The organism is Pseudoalteromonas phenolica (assembly GCF_044788725.1).
Classification (GTDB): Bacteria; Pseudomonadota; Gammaproteobacteria; order Enterobacterales; family Alteromonadaceae; genus Pseudoalteromonas; species Pseudoalteromonas phenolica_C.
The window spans coordinates 1,958,388-1,973,091 of sequence record NZ_CP173161.1 but is presented as its reverse complement, the minus strand read 5'-3'; the positions used below and the strand labels follow the sequence as shown (position 1 = coordinate 1,973,091).

Here is a 14,704-nt window from a genome sequence, read left to right as displayed (position 1 = left end):
TCCTCGCCTCAAAATAGATCGCTTAATTAAGAGGATTAGTATAATAAGTTCTCGTTTGAATTTAGATTAGAAAAATTCGAAGAATGAGATCACAAACTCGGTGCCCTTATCGGGCTCACTTAACACTTCAACTTTTGCGTTATGTTGCTGCAAAATACTGTATGAAATAGATAAACCTAAACCTGTGCCTTCGCCAGGTGCCTTTGTAGTAAAAAACGGCGTGAATATTTCTTTTAAGTTTTCTTGAGGAATGCCTTTACCTTCATCTTTTACACGCACCATGATTTTTGTGCGCTCTCTATAGCATCGAACAAACAAAGTACCGCCTTCAGCCATAGCTTGTTTTGCGTTAACAAACAGGTTTATAAAGACTTGTTGTAATTTACTTTCTATTCCTAAAATCGTGGCGCTTTCTAACAGGTCAGTTTCGATATGGTGCTTATATTTGAATTCATTACTTACCATATTAAGAGATTTATTAATGACCTTGGTTACATCGATAGGCTCCAATTCATCGTTATCCATTCGTGAGAAAGTACTTAAATCAGCAACAATGGCTTTGACCCGCTCTAAGCCTTCGACTGAAGATTTCAAAATTTCGTCACTGTCTTCAAATAAAAATGGCAACTCATATTCTTCATAGTTTTTATTTAGCTCGGAAATAGTGTTACTCGAAGGCTTATCAGTAAGCGGCTGCAAAGCAGATTTAATATCTTGAATATAGTCAGCCATGGTATCGAGGTTACTTAATACAAAGCCAACCGGATTATTAATTTCATGGGCAACACCTGCAGCCAAGTAACCTAATGATGCGAGCTTTTCTTGCCCAACCAGTTGTAACTGTGTTTGTTCTAAAACTTTATTTGTTTCTTCAAGGTTTATAAGTTGTTGTTGAAGCTCTTCTTCAGCTCTCTTTCTTTCTATGGCGATAGAAAGCATACTTCTTGATGACTCAAGGGTTTGTAGCTTGGTGATATTGATATCTTGTTGGTCTTCGTAGAGTAAAACTGCAACACCAACCGTTTTTTTATCTTCGAGCGTGAGTGTGTATAAAGGCACCATAACGCAAAACTGATAAAAGTCTTGCGCTTCATTACTTATGTCATTGGTATCTATGAGTTGTGTTTCTTGCTCTTGAAGTAATAAATCAAACACTTTTTCTCTGTCAAGTTGAGCAAGAAAAGACTTCAACAGTTGCAAGTGTTCATTTATGTCAGACTCGGTACTTGATTGAGTATAGTATTGAAATTGACCGTAATTACATTGGTTATCGAGTTCAATGAATAAATTATCTGGTTTAGATAAAAACGCACAGGTTCGTTCGAGATAGTTTTCAACAATCTTTTTTAGTGTGGGCTTGCTCCAGGTTTCAGCTAAAAGACCCGTCAAAAAAGACAGTTGAGTTTGTTGGTTTTCGACTTCCATACGCGTTTCATCATTTAAAACTTCTTGTTCTAATAGCTCTCGAGTATAGTTTTCAAGCTGCATTTCGGCGAGCTTTCTTGCTGCTCGCTCTCGTTTCAGTGCGCGTTCGAGTATGTCTACTTTGTTTTGTGCTTCTTCACTCATAGAAACCTTACTTCTATATGGCAAGCGTCATCACCTTCATGACAACATTTCGATTGAGAAATAGATACTTCTTCACCGAAGTGTTTAGCAGCCCCTAAAATCAGGCCCTCTGACAAATGACATAGTTTTCGTTCTGAGCGATAAATCATCGTCAGATGTTGATCATTTTGGTCTGCATAATCAAATTCAGGTAAGTTTGAATCTGCGTAAATTTTTTTTACCTCGACATGAATTAAGTTATCAACCATATAAAGAAACGCGTGCAGAGAGGGGGCTTTTTTTGCTTCACTGGGTGCCAGAGGTATAAGCTTCACAAATAAAAACTCACCAAAAGTTCTAAGTAAATCAGAAGCTGGTACGTTTAATGCTTCGCAATAATAAGTAACGATGCTGAACATTTCGCTATCATCGTATTTAATTGAAGATGTGTAGATCCCTTGAGAGGGAAGGTCGAGTGTATTTAACATGGTGTCCCATGCTTCTAAGCCATGATTATTTTCTACAAACTCTTGTAGCGCGTTGAAAACACTACCTTTCATATAAATCTCCGCATTTCGCGTTATGAGGTTGATATATTTTTAAAATAGTGTCACTTTTTACTTAACGCAATGTTTTAAAATCATTTGTAGAAACATAAGGTTTTATTAAATGTCTGATAAGTTGCCAATTTTAATTGTGGATGATGAGACACAAGTACTTAACGCTTTAAAACGCCTGTTTAGAAAGGAGTTTGAAGTGACTGTGTGCGATAAACCACTCGAAGCTGTAGAAATTTTAAAACAGCAGGAATTTGCAGTGATTATATCAGACATGAAAATGCCATTAATGAGCGGAGCAGAGCTGCTTGCTCAGGCTTTTATCATCAATCCAAATACAGCGCGTATTCTTTTAACGGGCTATTCCGACATTGACTCAACTGCTTTAGCAATTAATGAAGGCAAGATTTCAAACTATGTAAGTAAGCCTTGGCGCAACGACGACTTAAAAGAAATAGTGATGCAAGCTTGTGATCAGTATCAATTGAAGCAGTCTGTGATACGTTTGCAAAATGAGCTTGAAGAGAAAAATCAACAATTACAAAATTACAACGATGAGCTTGAAAGTAAAGTTCAGGCACGAACATCATCACTTTCTCAGCTCACTGACAAACTGAAAAACGTGAATCAAAAGCAGCGCAAACTATTTCATGATGTCATTGAGATGATAAACCTAATCATTGAAGACACCACAGGGAGTGATGATGGACACATAAAACGTGTCGCATCACATTGTCGGCTCGTTGCCAAACACATGGGACTTGAAAAGCCGCTTGTCACTCAAGCCTATTTAGCTGGCCTGATGCATGAAATTGGTAAGGTGTCTTTACCTGATGAGCTTGTTAAGTGCACTGAAAATGAATTGACCAAAGATCAACTCATAGCAAAGCAACAAAATGCCATCAAAGGCGCTGAAATACTTCAAAAGTTGCCTAATCTGCAAATCATAGGCAAAGGTATTTTGCACCAATATGAACACTATAATGGCACGGGATTACCTGAGCATTTAATTGCTGACAACATACCGACGATCAGTCGTATTCTCACCATAGTAAATGATTACGACAAGTTATTAATTGGTCGTATTACTGGTGAGAAGATGCAGCAAGATCAAGCAATGCAAACCATGAAGACCTTGGCAACTGAGTTTTATGACCCTCACATTCTAGAGGTTTATTTTGAATTACTGTCTAGCGGTAAGGTGTTCGAAAATCACGATATTGACGTATGTGTGGGAGTAAGTTGTTTAGAAACAGGTATGCACTTAACACAGGATTTATTGAACAAACAAGGCGCTGTGATTTTAACTGCTGGCACCGAAATCACACCTAGCATCATTGAAAAGTTGCAAAAGTATCAAAAAGACTGGAATTATATTTTTAATGTGTTCGTGCATTAGTTTCTATTCTTAGCCACTCTCTGGTGGCTCTCAAAAAACCTTTAGTTTAAAATACCGCTAGTTTTATTTTATATGCTATTTGGAGCTCGTTATTTTAAACGTATCTAATGTCACCATGCAGTTTGGTGCAAAACCACTTTTTGAAAACATTTCTGTTAAATTTGGTGATGGAAATCGCTACGGTCTAATCGGTGCCAATGGATGTGGTAAATCGACATTCATGAAGATTTTAGGGGCTGAGCTTGAGCCTTCTGCGGGTAACGTAAGTGTAGCTCCAAATATTCGTTTAGCGAAACTAAATCAGGATCAGTTTGCCTACGAGCAATACACTGTAATCGATACGGTTATTATGGGTCATAAAGAGCTTTGGGAAATTAAAGCTGAGCGCGACCGTATTTATTCTTTACCAGAAATGAGTGAAGAAGATGGTATGAAAGTGGCCGATCTTGAAACGCAATTTGCAGAAATGGATGGTTACTCGGCTGAAGCAAAAGCCGGTGAGTTACTTTTAGGTGTTGGTATTGGTACTGAGCAACACTATGGCTTAATGTCAGAAGTAGCACCAGGTTTCAAGTTACGTGTTCTTCTCGCACAGGTGCTATTTGCTGATCCTGACATCATGCTACTAGACGAACCAACCAACAACTTGGACATTTATACAATCAAATGGTTAGAAGAAGTCCTTAACCAGCGTGATTGCACCATGTTAATTATTTCGCACGACCGTCACTTTTTAAACTCTGTTTGTACGCACATGGCCGATATCGACTACGGTGAATTACGTGTCTATCCAGGTAACTATGACGAGTATATGTTTGCAGCGACTCAAGCGCGCGAAAAACTATTAAACGAGAATGCTAAGAAGAAAGCACAAATTGCAGAACTTCAACAATTCGTGTCTCGCTTCTCTGCAAATGCGTCAAAAGCAAAACAAGCCACCTCTCGTGCAAAACAGATTGATAAAATTCAACTTGATGAAGTTAAAGCGTCATCTCGTCAATCGCCGTTTATTCGTTTTGAACAAAGTAAGCAGCTTTTCAGAAATGCGCTTGAAATTACCAATGTCTCACAAGGCTATGACAGCACTTTATTCTCAGGCTTAGAAGGCTTAGTTGAAGTGGGTGAGCGTATCGCGATCATAGGTGAAAATGGTGTGGGTAAATCAACCTTACTACACACTTTAGCGGGTCGTTTAGCGCCTAAAACTGGTGAGTTTAAATGGTCTGAGAATTCAAACATTGGTTATTATGCACAAGACCATGCAGATGAGTTTGAGAAAGACCAAACTGTATTTCAGTGGATGGAGCAATGGCAGCAAGAAGGGGATGACGAGCAAGTAGTTCGTGGTTTCTTAGGTCGAATGCTGTTCTCACAAAATGACATCAAAAAGTCGGTAAAAGTACTTTCTGGTGGTGAGCAAGGTCGTATGTTGTTTGGCAAATTAATGATGCACAAGCATAATATTTTGCTGATGGATGAACCTACAAACCACATGGACATGGAGTCAATCGAAGCGCTTAACTTAGCCCTTGAACAGTACGAAGGTACTCTTTTATTCGTTTCACATGACCGCCAGTTTGTATCATCACTTGCAACCCGTATTTGGGAAATTAAGGACGGTAAAGTTATCGACTTTAAAGGTACTTATGAAGAGTATCTAGCGCAACAAGAAGCGGCTAAATAAGCACTTTTGCAATGGTATTACCTAACTAGATAGGTATAATACCCACATAGAAACTGCAGGCTTACCCCCAATAAGAGCCTGCAGTTTGTTTTTCTATCGTTCAAAACTTCTGAGGATTTATTATGACGGTTGGCATTATCATGGGCTCAAAATCAGACTGGCCTACTATGCAACATGCAGCAGACATGCTGGACAAGTTTGGCATCGACTATGAAACAAAAGTAGTTTCGGCTCACCGTACACCTCAACTTCTAGCTGATTACGCGTCAAGCGCAGCTGATCGTGGTATCAAAATTATCATTGCTGGTGCTGGTGGCGCTGCACACCTTCCAGGTATGGCTGCAGCTTTCACAAGCTTACCAGTGCTGGGTGTACCAGTTAAATCAAAAACACTAAACGGTGTTGATTCATTACTTTCAATTTGCCAAATGCCAAAAGGCGTAGCCGTTGGTACATTAGCGATTGGTGATGCGGGTGCGGCTAACGCGGGCTTACTTGCAGCTCAGATTTTAGGTTGTCAACAACCAGAGATCTTTGCAAAAGTTGAAGCTTTCCGTAAAGAACAAACAGAAACAATTTTAGCTAACCCAAATCCTGCTGAGTAATATGAACGTTTTAGTCCTTGGCGCAGGGCAACTTGCGCGAATGATGAGCTTGTCATCGAAGAACTTAGACATTCATGTTACAGCTTACGATGTTGGCTCTCAAAAAGTCATCGATCCTGTTACCTTTTTAACAGTTGATCAGTCATTACAACAAGCCATTGACTCAGCTGATGCTATTACTGCTGAGTTTGAGCATATTCCTTTAGATATTCTAAAGCTATGTGATGAAAGTGGTAAGTTTTACCCAGGCACAGAAGCCATCGCAACGGGCGGTGATAGAGCGAAAGAAAAAGCGCTGTTAGATACTGCAAAAGTTGCATGCGCACCTTATAAAATCATCACTGAAAAACAGCACTTGCTGGATTCGATTGATGAATTGGCAATGCCTTTGGTTGTCAAAACTTGCCAAGCAGGTTACGACGGTAAAGGGCAGTGGCGCGTAAAATCTCTGGATGACGTTGAGCGAATTTGGGCTGAAATGTCTGAATTTTTAGCGAAAGACGCATCTCATCAAATTATTGCAGAGAAAATGATCCCATTTGATCGCGAAGTATCTATCATAGGTGTTCGTGCGAAAAATGGTGAAACTGCAATCTACCCACTGACTGAAAACCAACATACCAATGGGGTATTAACGCTTTCAATCGCGGGTAAAGAGAAAAATGCAATTCAAGCGCAAGCTGAGTCTGCGTTTAACGCTATCGCCAATGCATTAGACTATGTGGGTGTATTAGCCATAGAGTTTTTCGATGTAGATGGCACTTTGTTGGTCAATGAAATTGCGCCACGTGTACATAACTCGGGTCATTGGACTCAGCAGGGATGTCATGTAAGCCAATTCGAAAACCACATGCGCGCTGTAACTGGTTTACCACTAGGTTCAACGGTTTTGAATCGCCCAACCGCGATGATAAATGTGTTAGGGCAAGCTGCTATTCCAAAAGCGGTATTGTCTGTTGCTGACACAACCAGCCACTGGTATGGCAAATCTGCAAAACCAGGCCGTAAGATGGGTCATATTAACGTTTCAGCTGATAGCTTATCAGAACTTGGTGATAAACTTGTTGAGTTGGCAAAAATACTGCCAGAACAAGATTACCCAGGTGTTCAGGCAACTGCTGAGCAGTTAAAAGCACTGTAATAAAAAAGCCGAGTTTAACTCGGCTTTTTTGACTCAAGTTATTTGAATTCAATAAACTAAATAAGGCTTTTGTAAAGTGACTAGTCAGTCTATTAAACAGTTTTCGTTTATTGGATTATTTGTACTTTGTCTAACAGGGTTTATAGGTCCTGCATTTTCTCTTCTTCTTGGTCTTGCTTTCACACTGATTTTTACAAATCCGTACTTGTCTTTAAGTAATCAAGCAAGTAAATGGTTATTAAAATTAGCTGTGATAGGGCTAGGATTTAATGTCGACTTTAATGATGTACTTGAAGTCGGGCGAAGCTCATTTGTTCTCACCATTGTGAGCATAACTGCCATAATAGGGCTTGGCGAAATATTAGGGCAGCTCTTTAAAGTAAATAAAAATACCAGTGTGTTATTGTCTTTTGGTACTGCTATTTGTGGAGGCAGCGCAATTGCGGCAATGGCCCCAGTGATAAAAGCTAAACAGCACGAGATTGCGGTGTCATTGGCCATCGTATTTCTATTAAATGGCTTAGCTTTGCTGATTTTTCCTGCAATCGGGCATTACTTTCAGTTAACTGAAGAACAATTTGCGATTTGGGCTGCGCTTGCGATCCATGATACGAGCAGTGTGGTTGCAACAGCATCTACATACGGCCCAATCGCAGTCGGTATTGCAACAACAATCAAGCTCACTCGCGCTATGTGGATCATTCCATATACTGCATTAGCTGGCGTATTTTGGAAAAGTGAAGAAAAGGCAAGTATTCCACTTTTTATTGTCGGCTTTTTATTAGCAGCCCTTATTAATACCTATCTTCCTGAATATTCGACTTTTTGGCAGTTGGGCTATGCAGGAGCAAAACATGTGCTTTATGCTTGTTTATTTTTAGTTGGTTCAAGCGTATCTCTGGCTATGTTAAAACAAACAGGATGGCGCCCACTAGCAATGGCCACCATACTTTGGGGCATTGTTAGTTCAGTTATATTATTACTCATCATCGATGGAGTGATAAATTAATGCAATTTTCTTGGAACTTTTCAAAAATGGACTAGTCTTAGGTAATGAGGCGCGGATAGGCCTCATTTCATAATCGTTGTTCATCAACGACTATGTGAGCGCAGAGAGTATTTGGCCAGCATCCTATGCTGGCCTTTTTTATGTTCATAAACCCCAAGGTTTTACTCCAAGAATTACGCACTTCCTTAATTATTGTTATTTTATCTAAAATTATTCGTATTCTAACGTCGCATTTGCTTAAATTGACCTAGTCTAACAAGTTGAAGAATAACTATGATCAAACACTCTCTAATTTCTGCTGCGGTTGCAGCTGGCCTGTTCTTAACAGGTTGCCAAACAACCACATCGACTGACGCTGTAAAGGCTGAACCAGCTTCAAATTTCGCTCCTGTTGTGGCAACGCCTTTAGATTTTGGTGGTGAAAACATCACATTAAAGCAAGCAATGGCACACCCTGATTGGTTGGGTCGTCAACCTGAGCGCGCATTTTGGGCTGCAGATAGCCAAACTGTGGTTTTCAACCGCAAGCAAGCGGGTAATGAATTACGCGATACGTTTGCTGTTACAGCTGGTAAAGCGCCTACACAAGTTGTATTAAACCAACTTCATACAGTTGGTGCAAAAAACGCGGTTTATTCAAAAGATGGTGCAGTGCAAGCCTATACGTTTGAAGGCAATGTGTTTGTTAAGAACATCAAAACGGGCGCAATCAAACAGCTTACACAGAGCTCTGATAGAGCGCGCTCTTTACAGTTTTTAAATTCTGGTGAATTAGCTTATCGCACTGGTAATAGCTTCTTTAGCGTTGATATTAATTCAGGTCTTACTAAAGAGCTTGTTAAATTACATCTAGCTGATAAACCTAAAGGCACACAAGAGCCATCAACTTACATTGCCAAAGAGCAACATAAGTTAATCGATTTTGTAAAGCTAACGCATAAAAACGCACTCGATAAAGAACAGCGTAAAGAGCAATTAAATGCTGAAAATGAAACAATTGCATCTAACCAATTTTATCTAGGTAAGGGTAACCGTCTTGTAGAGGCAAGCCTTTCTCCAAAAGGCGATAAACTTATCGCCGTTGTGACAAAGAGTACACCATGGCGCGCTGATACCGACATTATGCCTAACTATGTGTCACAAAACGGTGATATCGAAGCAGTACCAGCTCGTCGTCGCGTAGCTGATTCTAAACCATCTAGCTCAGATGTGATTTTCATTGATATCGCATCTAAAGCACAAACAACTTTAAGTTATGAAACACTACCGGGTTTTGATGAAGATGTTTTAGCAGCCGAAAAAGCAGAGAATGCAAAAGCTGAAGGCAGAACTTACGAATCAAAACGTGAGCCTCGTCATATTAACTTGATGATGGACTGGGGTTGGGATCAAAGTGCGGTGCAGTGGAATACGTCGGGCTCTCAAGTTGCGGTAATGCTTGAAGCATGGGATAACAAAGACCGTTGGATCGCAACCGTTGATTTTGACAATAACGAGTTCAAATCACAACATCGTTTACACGACGATGCATGGGTGAACTACACGTACAATGACTTTGGCTGGATGAACAATTCAGATACCTTGTATTACTTGTCTGAAGAATCAGGTTATAGCCATATTTATACTAAACCTGTAAATGGCAAAGCAAAGCAACTAACTAAAGGTCAATTTGTTGTATCACATCTGACGCTAAGCAAAGATGATTCGCAAATTTACTTTAAGGCGAATGTTAAGCACCCAGGTATTTACGAAGTTTATCGCGTGAATACGCAAACAGCTGAAAAAGTAGCGCTAACTGACTTAGATGGTATGACGGATTATGAATTGAGCCAAGATGAGCAAAAACTATTGCTTAATCACTCAAAAATCATGATGCCGAATGAACTATATGTTGCAGATGCTAAACCAAACGCACAAGTAACGCGTTTAACAAATACTGTGTCTGACGAATTCTTAAATAAGAAATTAATCGCACCAAAAATCGTTGCTGTACCTTCTAGTCATACTGATCAACCAATCTATGCAAAAGTGTATTACCCAGCTGACTACGTAGAAGGTGAGATTGGTAAAACACGTAAAGCTGTTATCTTCAATCACGGTGCGGGTTACTTACAAAACTCACATATGGGTTGGTCTGGTTACTTCCGTGAGTTTATGTTTCATTCACTGTTAGCAAGCGAAGGCTATGTGGTAATGGATATGGACTACAGAGCGTCTAAAGGTTATGGCCGTGATTGGCGTACAGCTATTTACCGCCAAATGGGCACACCTGAAATTCAAGATTTAGAAGACGGCGTTAAATGGATGGCTGAAAATGTGAATGTTGATACAGGCTCAGTAGGTACCTATGGTGGTTCTTACGGTGGCTTTATGACATTTATGGCACTGCTTACAAAGCCTGATTTATTCCAAGCGGGTGCTGCACTTCGACCAGTGTCAGATTGGGCTTATTATAATACGCCATACACATCTAACATTCTTAACCATCCAGATGTAGACCCGATTGCGTATCGTCGTAGTTCTCCAATCTACTTTGCTGAAGGTTTAGAGAAACCATTACTTATCAACGCTCCAATGGTTGATGATAATGTTTTCTTCCAAGACGTAGTTCGACTCGTTCAACGCTTTATTGAACTTGAGAAAGAAAACTTCGAAACAGCGATTTACCCAGTAGAACCGCATGGTTTTAGACAGCCAACGGGTTGGTTAGACGAGTACCGCCGTATTTATAAGTTGTTTAAAGAAAATCTTTAAACAACTTTTACGAAAATAAAAATTAAAGGACCTAAATAGGTAATGCCGTTCACTTAAGGTGAACGGCATTATTACGTTTAGCAACTGGGTATCGGTTTTTAGACACCTTCAATAGCCTCGGGTAACTTCGTTCTCGCTTTCCCTCAAGCTTAAACTGACTAGCATTTTTTTCTATATCTAGAATGATTTTAGGGACATTTCCTGGAGCATATATTGGCATTTGAGTAAGTTTGTAGATGATATGTGATGAAGCATCTCTGAAGCTAAGTTGATTTGGGTAAACACTTTTTAGTGATTTAGCCATCAATATCATTTTGTAACGGATAAGGTTGTAAGCCAGTAACAAGCCCCATAACTCTTGGTGAATTAGCTCCGGTAAATTGCTGCGCAAGGTGAATCGACTTTCCAATAGATATTGCTTCATTTCTCGATAGCCCATTTCAATTTCCCAGCGATGCGCATATAAATCTACAATCTCCGAAGCGGGATATTCCATTGCATCAGTCATTGATGTGAGTACGCTTACTTCTTTCCCTTTCACTCGCCTAGTCAATAATCTCACTGTTATAGAGTCGGGTAAGTTAGGGCGCTTCTTCTTAGCCTGCGGCGTCGTTGTTAGACGAACCAGCTTATCTTGCTTGCCTAGGCTATCTACAACTTCATACTGAGTGCCTTTTTTGAGGGGGAGCAACCAATGCGTATTATTTCCCTTTTGCTCCCATTCATGTAGCAAGCCAAGTGAATAAAACCCTTTATCGAATAGCGTCAAGCTGTTATCTGGCACATGACTTATGAGTTTGCTCGCTAGATTCATCTCGTTTTCACTTACACTATCAAAGGCGCTCCCCAGTATGAGGTGACTGCTTAACTCCATTAAGCAGACCATTCGGACTTGCGGATAACCAGCATAACTGGCTTTGTTGGCAGTTCGAGCAAAGACTGCACTATTTGCAGCGCTATCAGGCGTTCGCCAAACGACACCATCAACACCGTAAATATTAAGGCCGTTCCAATGTGGATGTTCCGCACGGTCATGCCAGGTTTGGGCTGTACGGTAAAAAACATCTTGTACTACATTACTGCCTAACTTTTTTCTGGCTTGAGTGACGGCACTTCGGGCAACATAATCCACGTCTTGAGGTAAAACAATGTCTAATTTGTTAATTAGCTGACGAACGGACTCCGTTCGGAACAAAGACATGCCAATAACAGCCCAAATCATGGCATCCATTGGGAGCTTGCGTTTACGTAATGTTGCTACACCATTGGAATCTAAACAGGCTTGTATAATCTCTGGCTCTAAAACATCGGCCAAGCTTTGAAATTCAGTGAGACGAGAAATAGATGTGCGCGCAAGTGCTTCAGACAATTCCATAAAAAAATCCGATACCAGTAAACTGATATCGGATTGTGAAGCTTTGAAAAGATCGGTCAACTGATCATTAAAATATTTCTTAACTGATCGGCATTACCTAAATAGGTCCTTTTTTTGTTGAAATACTCCGGCTCGTTTACAATTCCTGATTTTATCCATTTACAATTCCCGTTTTTGCCCCTCGAAATTTATAAGGTATTGAGTCTGTTTGAAAAACAAGATATTGTTAACAGAAATAAACAGGAATCTTTCCCGATTTTACTCCGACAAAATCAGAAAAAATTCCCATGAAAAAGCTGTTACACGTGCTTGGAGACATCGTGATTAAAACTGACCACATATCAATCCAGTGCCCTCAGTGTGGAGATATTGAGTTTGAGAAGCCAGAGAATCCAAAGGATGACGACTTTGTGAAATGTAATAACTGTCATTTTGAAATCATGTTGGCAGACCTTAAAGAAGTAGGTATTGAGCAAGCTAAAGAAGTCGTCATTCCTGAAGCGAAGGCAGAAATTGAAAAAATGCTCAAAAAAGCATTTAAGGGACGCTTTAAATGAGTAATTTTGAAGTTTTAAGTTTACTTGTTTCTTCTTTGGCTGTGATAATTTCAACAGTATCTCTTACGCGCACAAGGAAATTAGCAAAGGAGCAGTTGGAACTTGAAAAAGTTACTGCGGAGCTATCTAGGCTTCAAATTGAAAGTATTGCGGAAGAGAAATCGAATAAAACCAAGCCAAAATTTAATGTAAATCTCACTAAGCTAGGTAAGTCTTATAGTTTCTATATTTCCAATACTGGTCAAGGTAGTGCCTACAATGTCAATTTTGAGTTAATTGACTGCGAAGATAGCCCTTTGTCATCTCACGACCTCGAAGATAAGTTCCCTCATCAAGAGTTAAAGCCAAACTCAAGAGTTAAACTTTTAGCAGCAATACATATGGGAAGCCCTAGAAAGTACCAAGTTAAGTTAACCTGGGAAAATGAGAGTAGTGAGAAATATGAAGAAATTTTTTGGCCTACTATATAGCACGTGTAACAAGCGCATAAAAAATGACGTCTAAAGCTTGGCTGGCGCTCATTCTTCGCTAATTTTAGCCAAGCTTAATCCGCAAATTATGCGGGCGTTATATGCCAAGGGAAGGTAAGTGAAATCATTCGCTATTCAATTAATTTCAGCTCTATTAATTCTGGGAGCACTGCTTCTATCAATTCCACCAGTACCTTCTGTAGATGTTGGTCATGGCTATGACTCTTTTCCTAGTCCGTCATTGTTTATTGGTTTGCTTTTATTGGTGATTTCAGCTTGTATCACTATTAAATATTTAAATTTTCCAAAGGCTTATTGGCTATTGATGCTAATTATATATGTATTGTTTTCGTTTGCTATACACGCTAGAGTTTGGTGGTAAAGGCATATAACAAGCCAATCAAGTCGGACGTATAACAGTTGGCTGCGTTCACTTCGCTCACAATTATAGCCAACTATTATTCGCCGCTTATTGGGGCGTTATACGTATCGATGTATCGGTGTAGTAATATGAAATACTTTTCAATTTTTTTGATTCTACTTTCAATTGTTGGCTGTAAATCTACTCGAAATACCATCGAATACACTGACCCTGGTTTTTATCTTAAACCAGTCTTAAAAATGAAAGTAGTACCTACTTTTTCGAACCCTGTTATCTATGAGGTTACTAGGCACAAACCCTATCAGTTAATAACTACAACTTATGAGGGCGCTGGTGGTTATGACTGGAAAGGTATTAAATCAAAGAAACGTATTGAATTAACAGAAGAACAGTACTCAAAGTTAGTTAGTAAGTTAGAGAAAACACTGGTGTTTCCGAAAGATAAAACTCTAGGAATGGATGGAGATACTTGGATGCTAGAAAGCTCTTTGTATCAATACACTGCCGTAGCGTATTGGGAGCCAGAATATCAAACAGATAAACGTGGGCTTGAAGATTTTGTAAGATTAAAAAGTTACCTTGAGCAACTAAGCAGCGATAAATAGCTGTAAAATACGTATAACAAACAGTTTAAAAGCGGACAAAATTCAGTTGGCTGGTTTCGCTCCGCTTCACATTATAGCCAACTAAATTTTGCCTTTTAACTGAGGCGTTATGCGTCACTTTAAATCGCTGTCTTTAAAACGGTTTTTACCTTGAGCCTTTTCTTCAAATCGGCTTTTAGGTACAGTGGCGTAAGTAAGTTTCAAGTTGGTCTTGGCTTTTCGTTTTTCAATTTAAGCAGTGACCAGAAAGGTCATTCACCAGTCGAACGCTTCTTTGCAATTTTGGGTTTGGTGAGTGTTTTTTAATTTTTAGTTTGGCTTATAGGTGCAGGCGCAAGCGCTTTGAAAGTGGTGTGTCAACGCATAACAAGGCGCTCAACTAGGACAAAATTAAATAAGCTCGTCGCTTCGCTCGATTTTAGCTTATTTAATTTTGCCTGTTAGCTAAGCGTTATGCGTCATTTCAATTAACTGAATCTAAATCGGTTTTTTCCTCAAGTCTTTTCTTCAAATCATCTTTTAGGTACAGTGGCGTAATCAAATTTTAAGTTGGTCTTGGCTTTTCGTTTTTCAATTTAAGCTGTGACCAGAAATGTCATTCACCAGTCGAACGCTTCT

General features: G+C 39.5%; 13 protein-coding genes. 10 read left to right on the top strand and 3 right to left on the bottom strand.

Going from position 1 to position 14,704, the window contains the following annotated elements; translation table 11 throughout:
* Positions 1–66: 66 nt before the first annotated feature.
* Together ACH784_RS08965 and ACH784_RS08960 are read right to left on the bottom strand one after the other, a co-directional pair.
* On the bottom strand, positions 67–1,569 hold the full coding sequence (locus tag ACH784_RS08965) for a sensor histidine kinase (protein ID WP_404389425.1): 1,503 nt from the start codon (positions 1,567–1,569) through the stop codon (positions 67–69).
* Entirely contained in the window at positions 1,566–2,108 is a 543-nt protein-coding gene (locus ACH784_RS08960; RefSeq protein ID WP_404389423.1) for a heme NO-binding domain-containing protein, read from the bottom strand. Before ACH784_RS08960 ends, ACH784_RS08965 begins: the two co-directional genes overlap by 4 nt.
* Positions 2,109–2,217: 109 nt before the next feature.
* Here ACH784_RS08960 and ACH784_RS08955 point away from each other — a divergent pair, with 109 nt between their 5' ends.
* The 6 genes from ACH784_RS08955 to ACH784_RS08930 all read left to right on the top strand — a co-directional run bounded on the left by ACH784_RS08955 (position 2,218) and on the right by ACH784_RS08930 (position 10,697).
* Entirely contained in the window at positions 2,218–3,504 is a 1,287-nt protein-coding gene (locus ACH784_RS08955) for an HD domain-containing phosphohydrolase (RefSeq protein ID WP_404389421.1), read from the top strand.
* Between the two features lie 115 nt (positions 3,505–3,619).
* Positions 3,620–5,188, top strand: a complete 1,569-nt coding sequence (locus ACH784_RS08950) for an ABC-F family ATPase (protein WP_404389419.1) — start codon at positions 3,620–3,622, stop codon at positions 5,186–5,188.
* Positions 5,189–5,310: 122 nt separating this feature from the next.
* Complete coding sequence (gene purE, locus ACH784_RS08945) at positions 5,311–5,793, top strand: 5-(carboxyamino)imidazole ribonucleotide mutase (protein WP_130254288.1); 483 nt, start codon at positions 5,311–5,313, stop codon at positions 5,791–5,793.
* A 1-nt stretch (position 5,794) separates the two neighbouring features.
* Entirely contained in the window at positions 5,795–6,934 is a 1,140-nt protein-coding gene (locus ACH784_RS08940; RefSeq protein ID WP_404389417.1) for a 5-(carboxyamino)imidazole ribonucleotide synthase, read from the top strand.
* A 76-nt stretch (positions 6,935–7,010) separates the two neighbouring features.
* Positions 7,011–7,943, top strand: a complete 933-nt coding sequence (locus tag ACH784_RS08935) for a YeiH family protein (RefSeq protein WP_404389415.1) — start codon at positions 7,011–7,013, stop codon at positions 7,941–7,943.
* A 273-nt stretch (positions 7,944–8,216) separates the two neighbouring features.
* On the top strand, positions 8,217–10,697 hold the full coding sequence (locus ACH784_RS08930; RefSeq protein ID WP_404389413.1) for a prolyl oligopeptidase family serine peptidase: 2,481 nt from the start codon (positions 8,217–8,219) through the stop codon (positions 10,695–10,697).
* Positions 10,698–10,746: 49 nt separating this feature from the next.
* Here the strand turns inward: ACH784_RS08930 and ACH784_RS08925 are convergent, their stop codons facing one another.
* Positions 10,747–12,072, bottom strand: coding sequence for an IS4 family transposase (locus ACH784_RS08925; protein WP_404389411.1), 1,326 nt, complete (start codon positions 12,070–12,072; stop codon positions 10,747–10,749).
* 287 nt (positions 12,073–12,359) lie between these two features.
* On the opposite strand from ACH784_RS08925, the gene ACH784_RS08920 reads away from it, so the two are divergent.
* The 4 genes from ACH784_RS08920 (at position 12,360) to ACH784_RS08905 (ending at position 14,086) form a co-directional block, all read left to right on the top strand.
* Positions 12,360–12,629 (top strand): hypothetical protein, encoded by a 270-nt coding sequence (locus ACH784_RS08920; protein ID WP_404389409.1) that lies wholly within the window; start codon positions 12,360–12,362, stop codon positions 12,627–12,629.
* Positions 12,626–13,099: a hypothetical protein gene (locus ACH784_RS08915; RefSeq protein WP_404389407.1), complete on the top strand. Its 474-nt coding sequence runs from the start codon at positions 12,626–12,628 to the stop codon at positions 13,097–13,099. The genes ACH784_RS08920 and ACH784_RS08915 overlap by 4 nt, the downstream gene beginning before the upstream one ends.
* Positions 13,100–13,217: 118 nt before the next feature.
* A complete protein-coding gene (locus ACH784_RS08910; protein ID WP_404389405.1) occupies positions 13,218–13,481 on the top strand; it encodes a hypothetical protein in 264 nt (87 codons plus the stop codon).
* 128 nt (positions 13,482–13,609) lie between these two features.
* Positions 13,610–14,086 carry a hypothetical protein gene (locus ACH784_RS08905; protein WP_404389403.1) on the top strand — a complete coding sequence of 159 codons (477 nt, stop codon included), beginning with the start codon at positions 13,610–13,612 and terminating at the stop codon, positions 14,084–14,086.
* The last annotated feature ends 618 nt before the right edge of the window (positions 14,087–14,704 follow it).

Excerpts from the sequence above, each read along its gene's own strand:
- ACH784_RS08965 (WP_404389425.1), bottom strand. The coding sequence starts at position 1,569 with ATGAGTGAAGAAGCACAAAACAAAGTAGACATACTCGAACGCGCACTG.
- ACH784_RS08960 (WP_404389423.1), bottom strand. The coding sequence starts at position 2,108 with ATGAAAGGTAGTGTTTTCAACGCGCTACAAGAGTTTGTAGAAAATAAT.
- ACH784_RS08955 (WP_404389421.1), top strand. The coding sequence starts at position 2,218 with ATGTCTGATAAGTTGCCAATTTTAATTGTGGATGATGAGACACAAGTA.
- ACH784_RS08950 (WP_404389419.1), top strand. The coding sequence starts at position 3,620 with ATGCAGTTTGGTGCAAAACCACTTTTTGAAAACATTTCTGTTAAATTT.
- purE (WP_130254288.1), top strand. The coding sequence starts at position 5,311 with ATGACGGTTGGCATTATCATGGGCTCAAAATCAGACTGGCCTACTATG.
- ACH784_RS08940 (WP_404389417.1), top strand. The coding sequence starts at position 5,795 with ATGAACGTTTTAGTCCTTGGCGCAGGGCAACTTGCGCGAATGATGAGC.
- ACH784_RS08930 (WP_404389413.1), top strand. The coding sequence starts at position 8,217 with ATGATCAAACACTCTCTAATTTCTGCTGCGGTTGCAGCTGGCCTGTTC.
- ACH784_RS08925 (WP_404389411.1), bottom strand. The coding sequence starts at position 12,072 with ATGGAATTGTCTGAAGCACTTGCGCGCACATCTATTTCTCGTCTCACT.
- ACH784_RS08920 (WP_404389409.1), top strand. The coding sequence starts at position 12,360 with ATGAAAAAGCTGTTACACGTGCTTGGAGACATCGTGATTAAAACTGAC.
- ACH784_RS08915 (WP_404389407.1), top strand. The coding sequence starts at position 12,626 with ATGAGTAATTTTGAAGTTTTAAGTTTACTTGTTTCTTCTTTGGCTGTG.
- ACH784_RS08905 (WP_404389403.1), top strand. The coding sequence starts at position 13,610 with ATGAAATACTTTTCAATTTTTTTGATTCTACTTTCAATTGTTGGCTGT.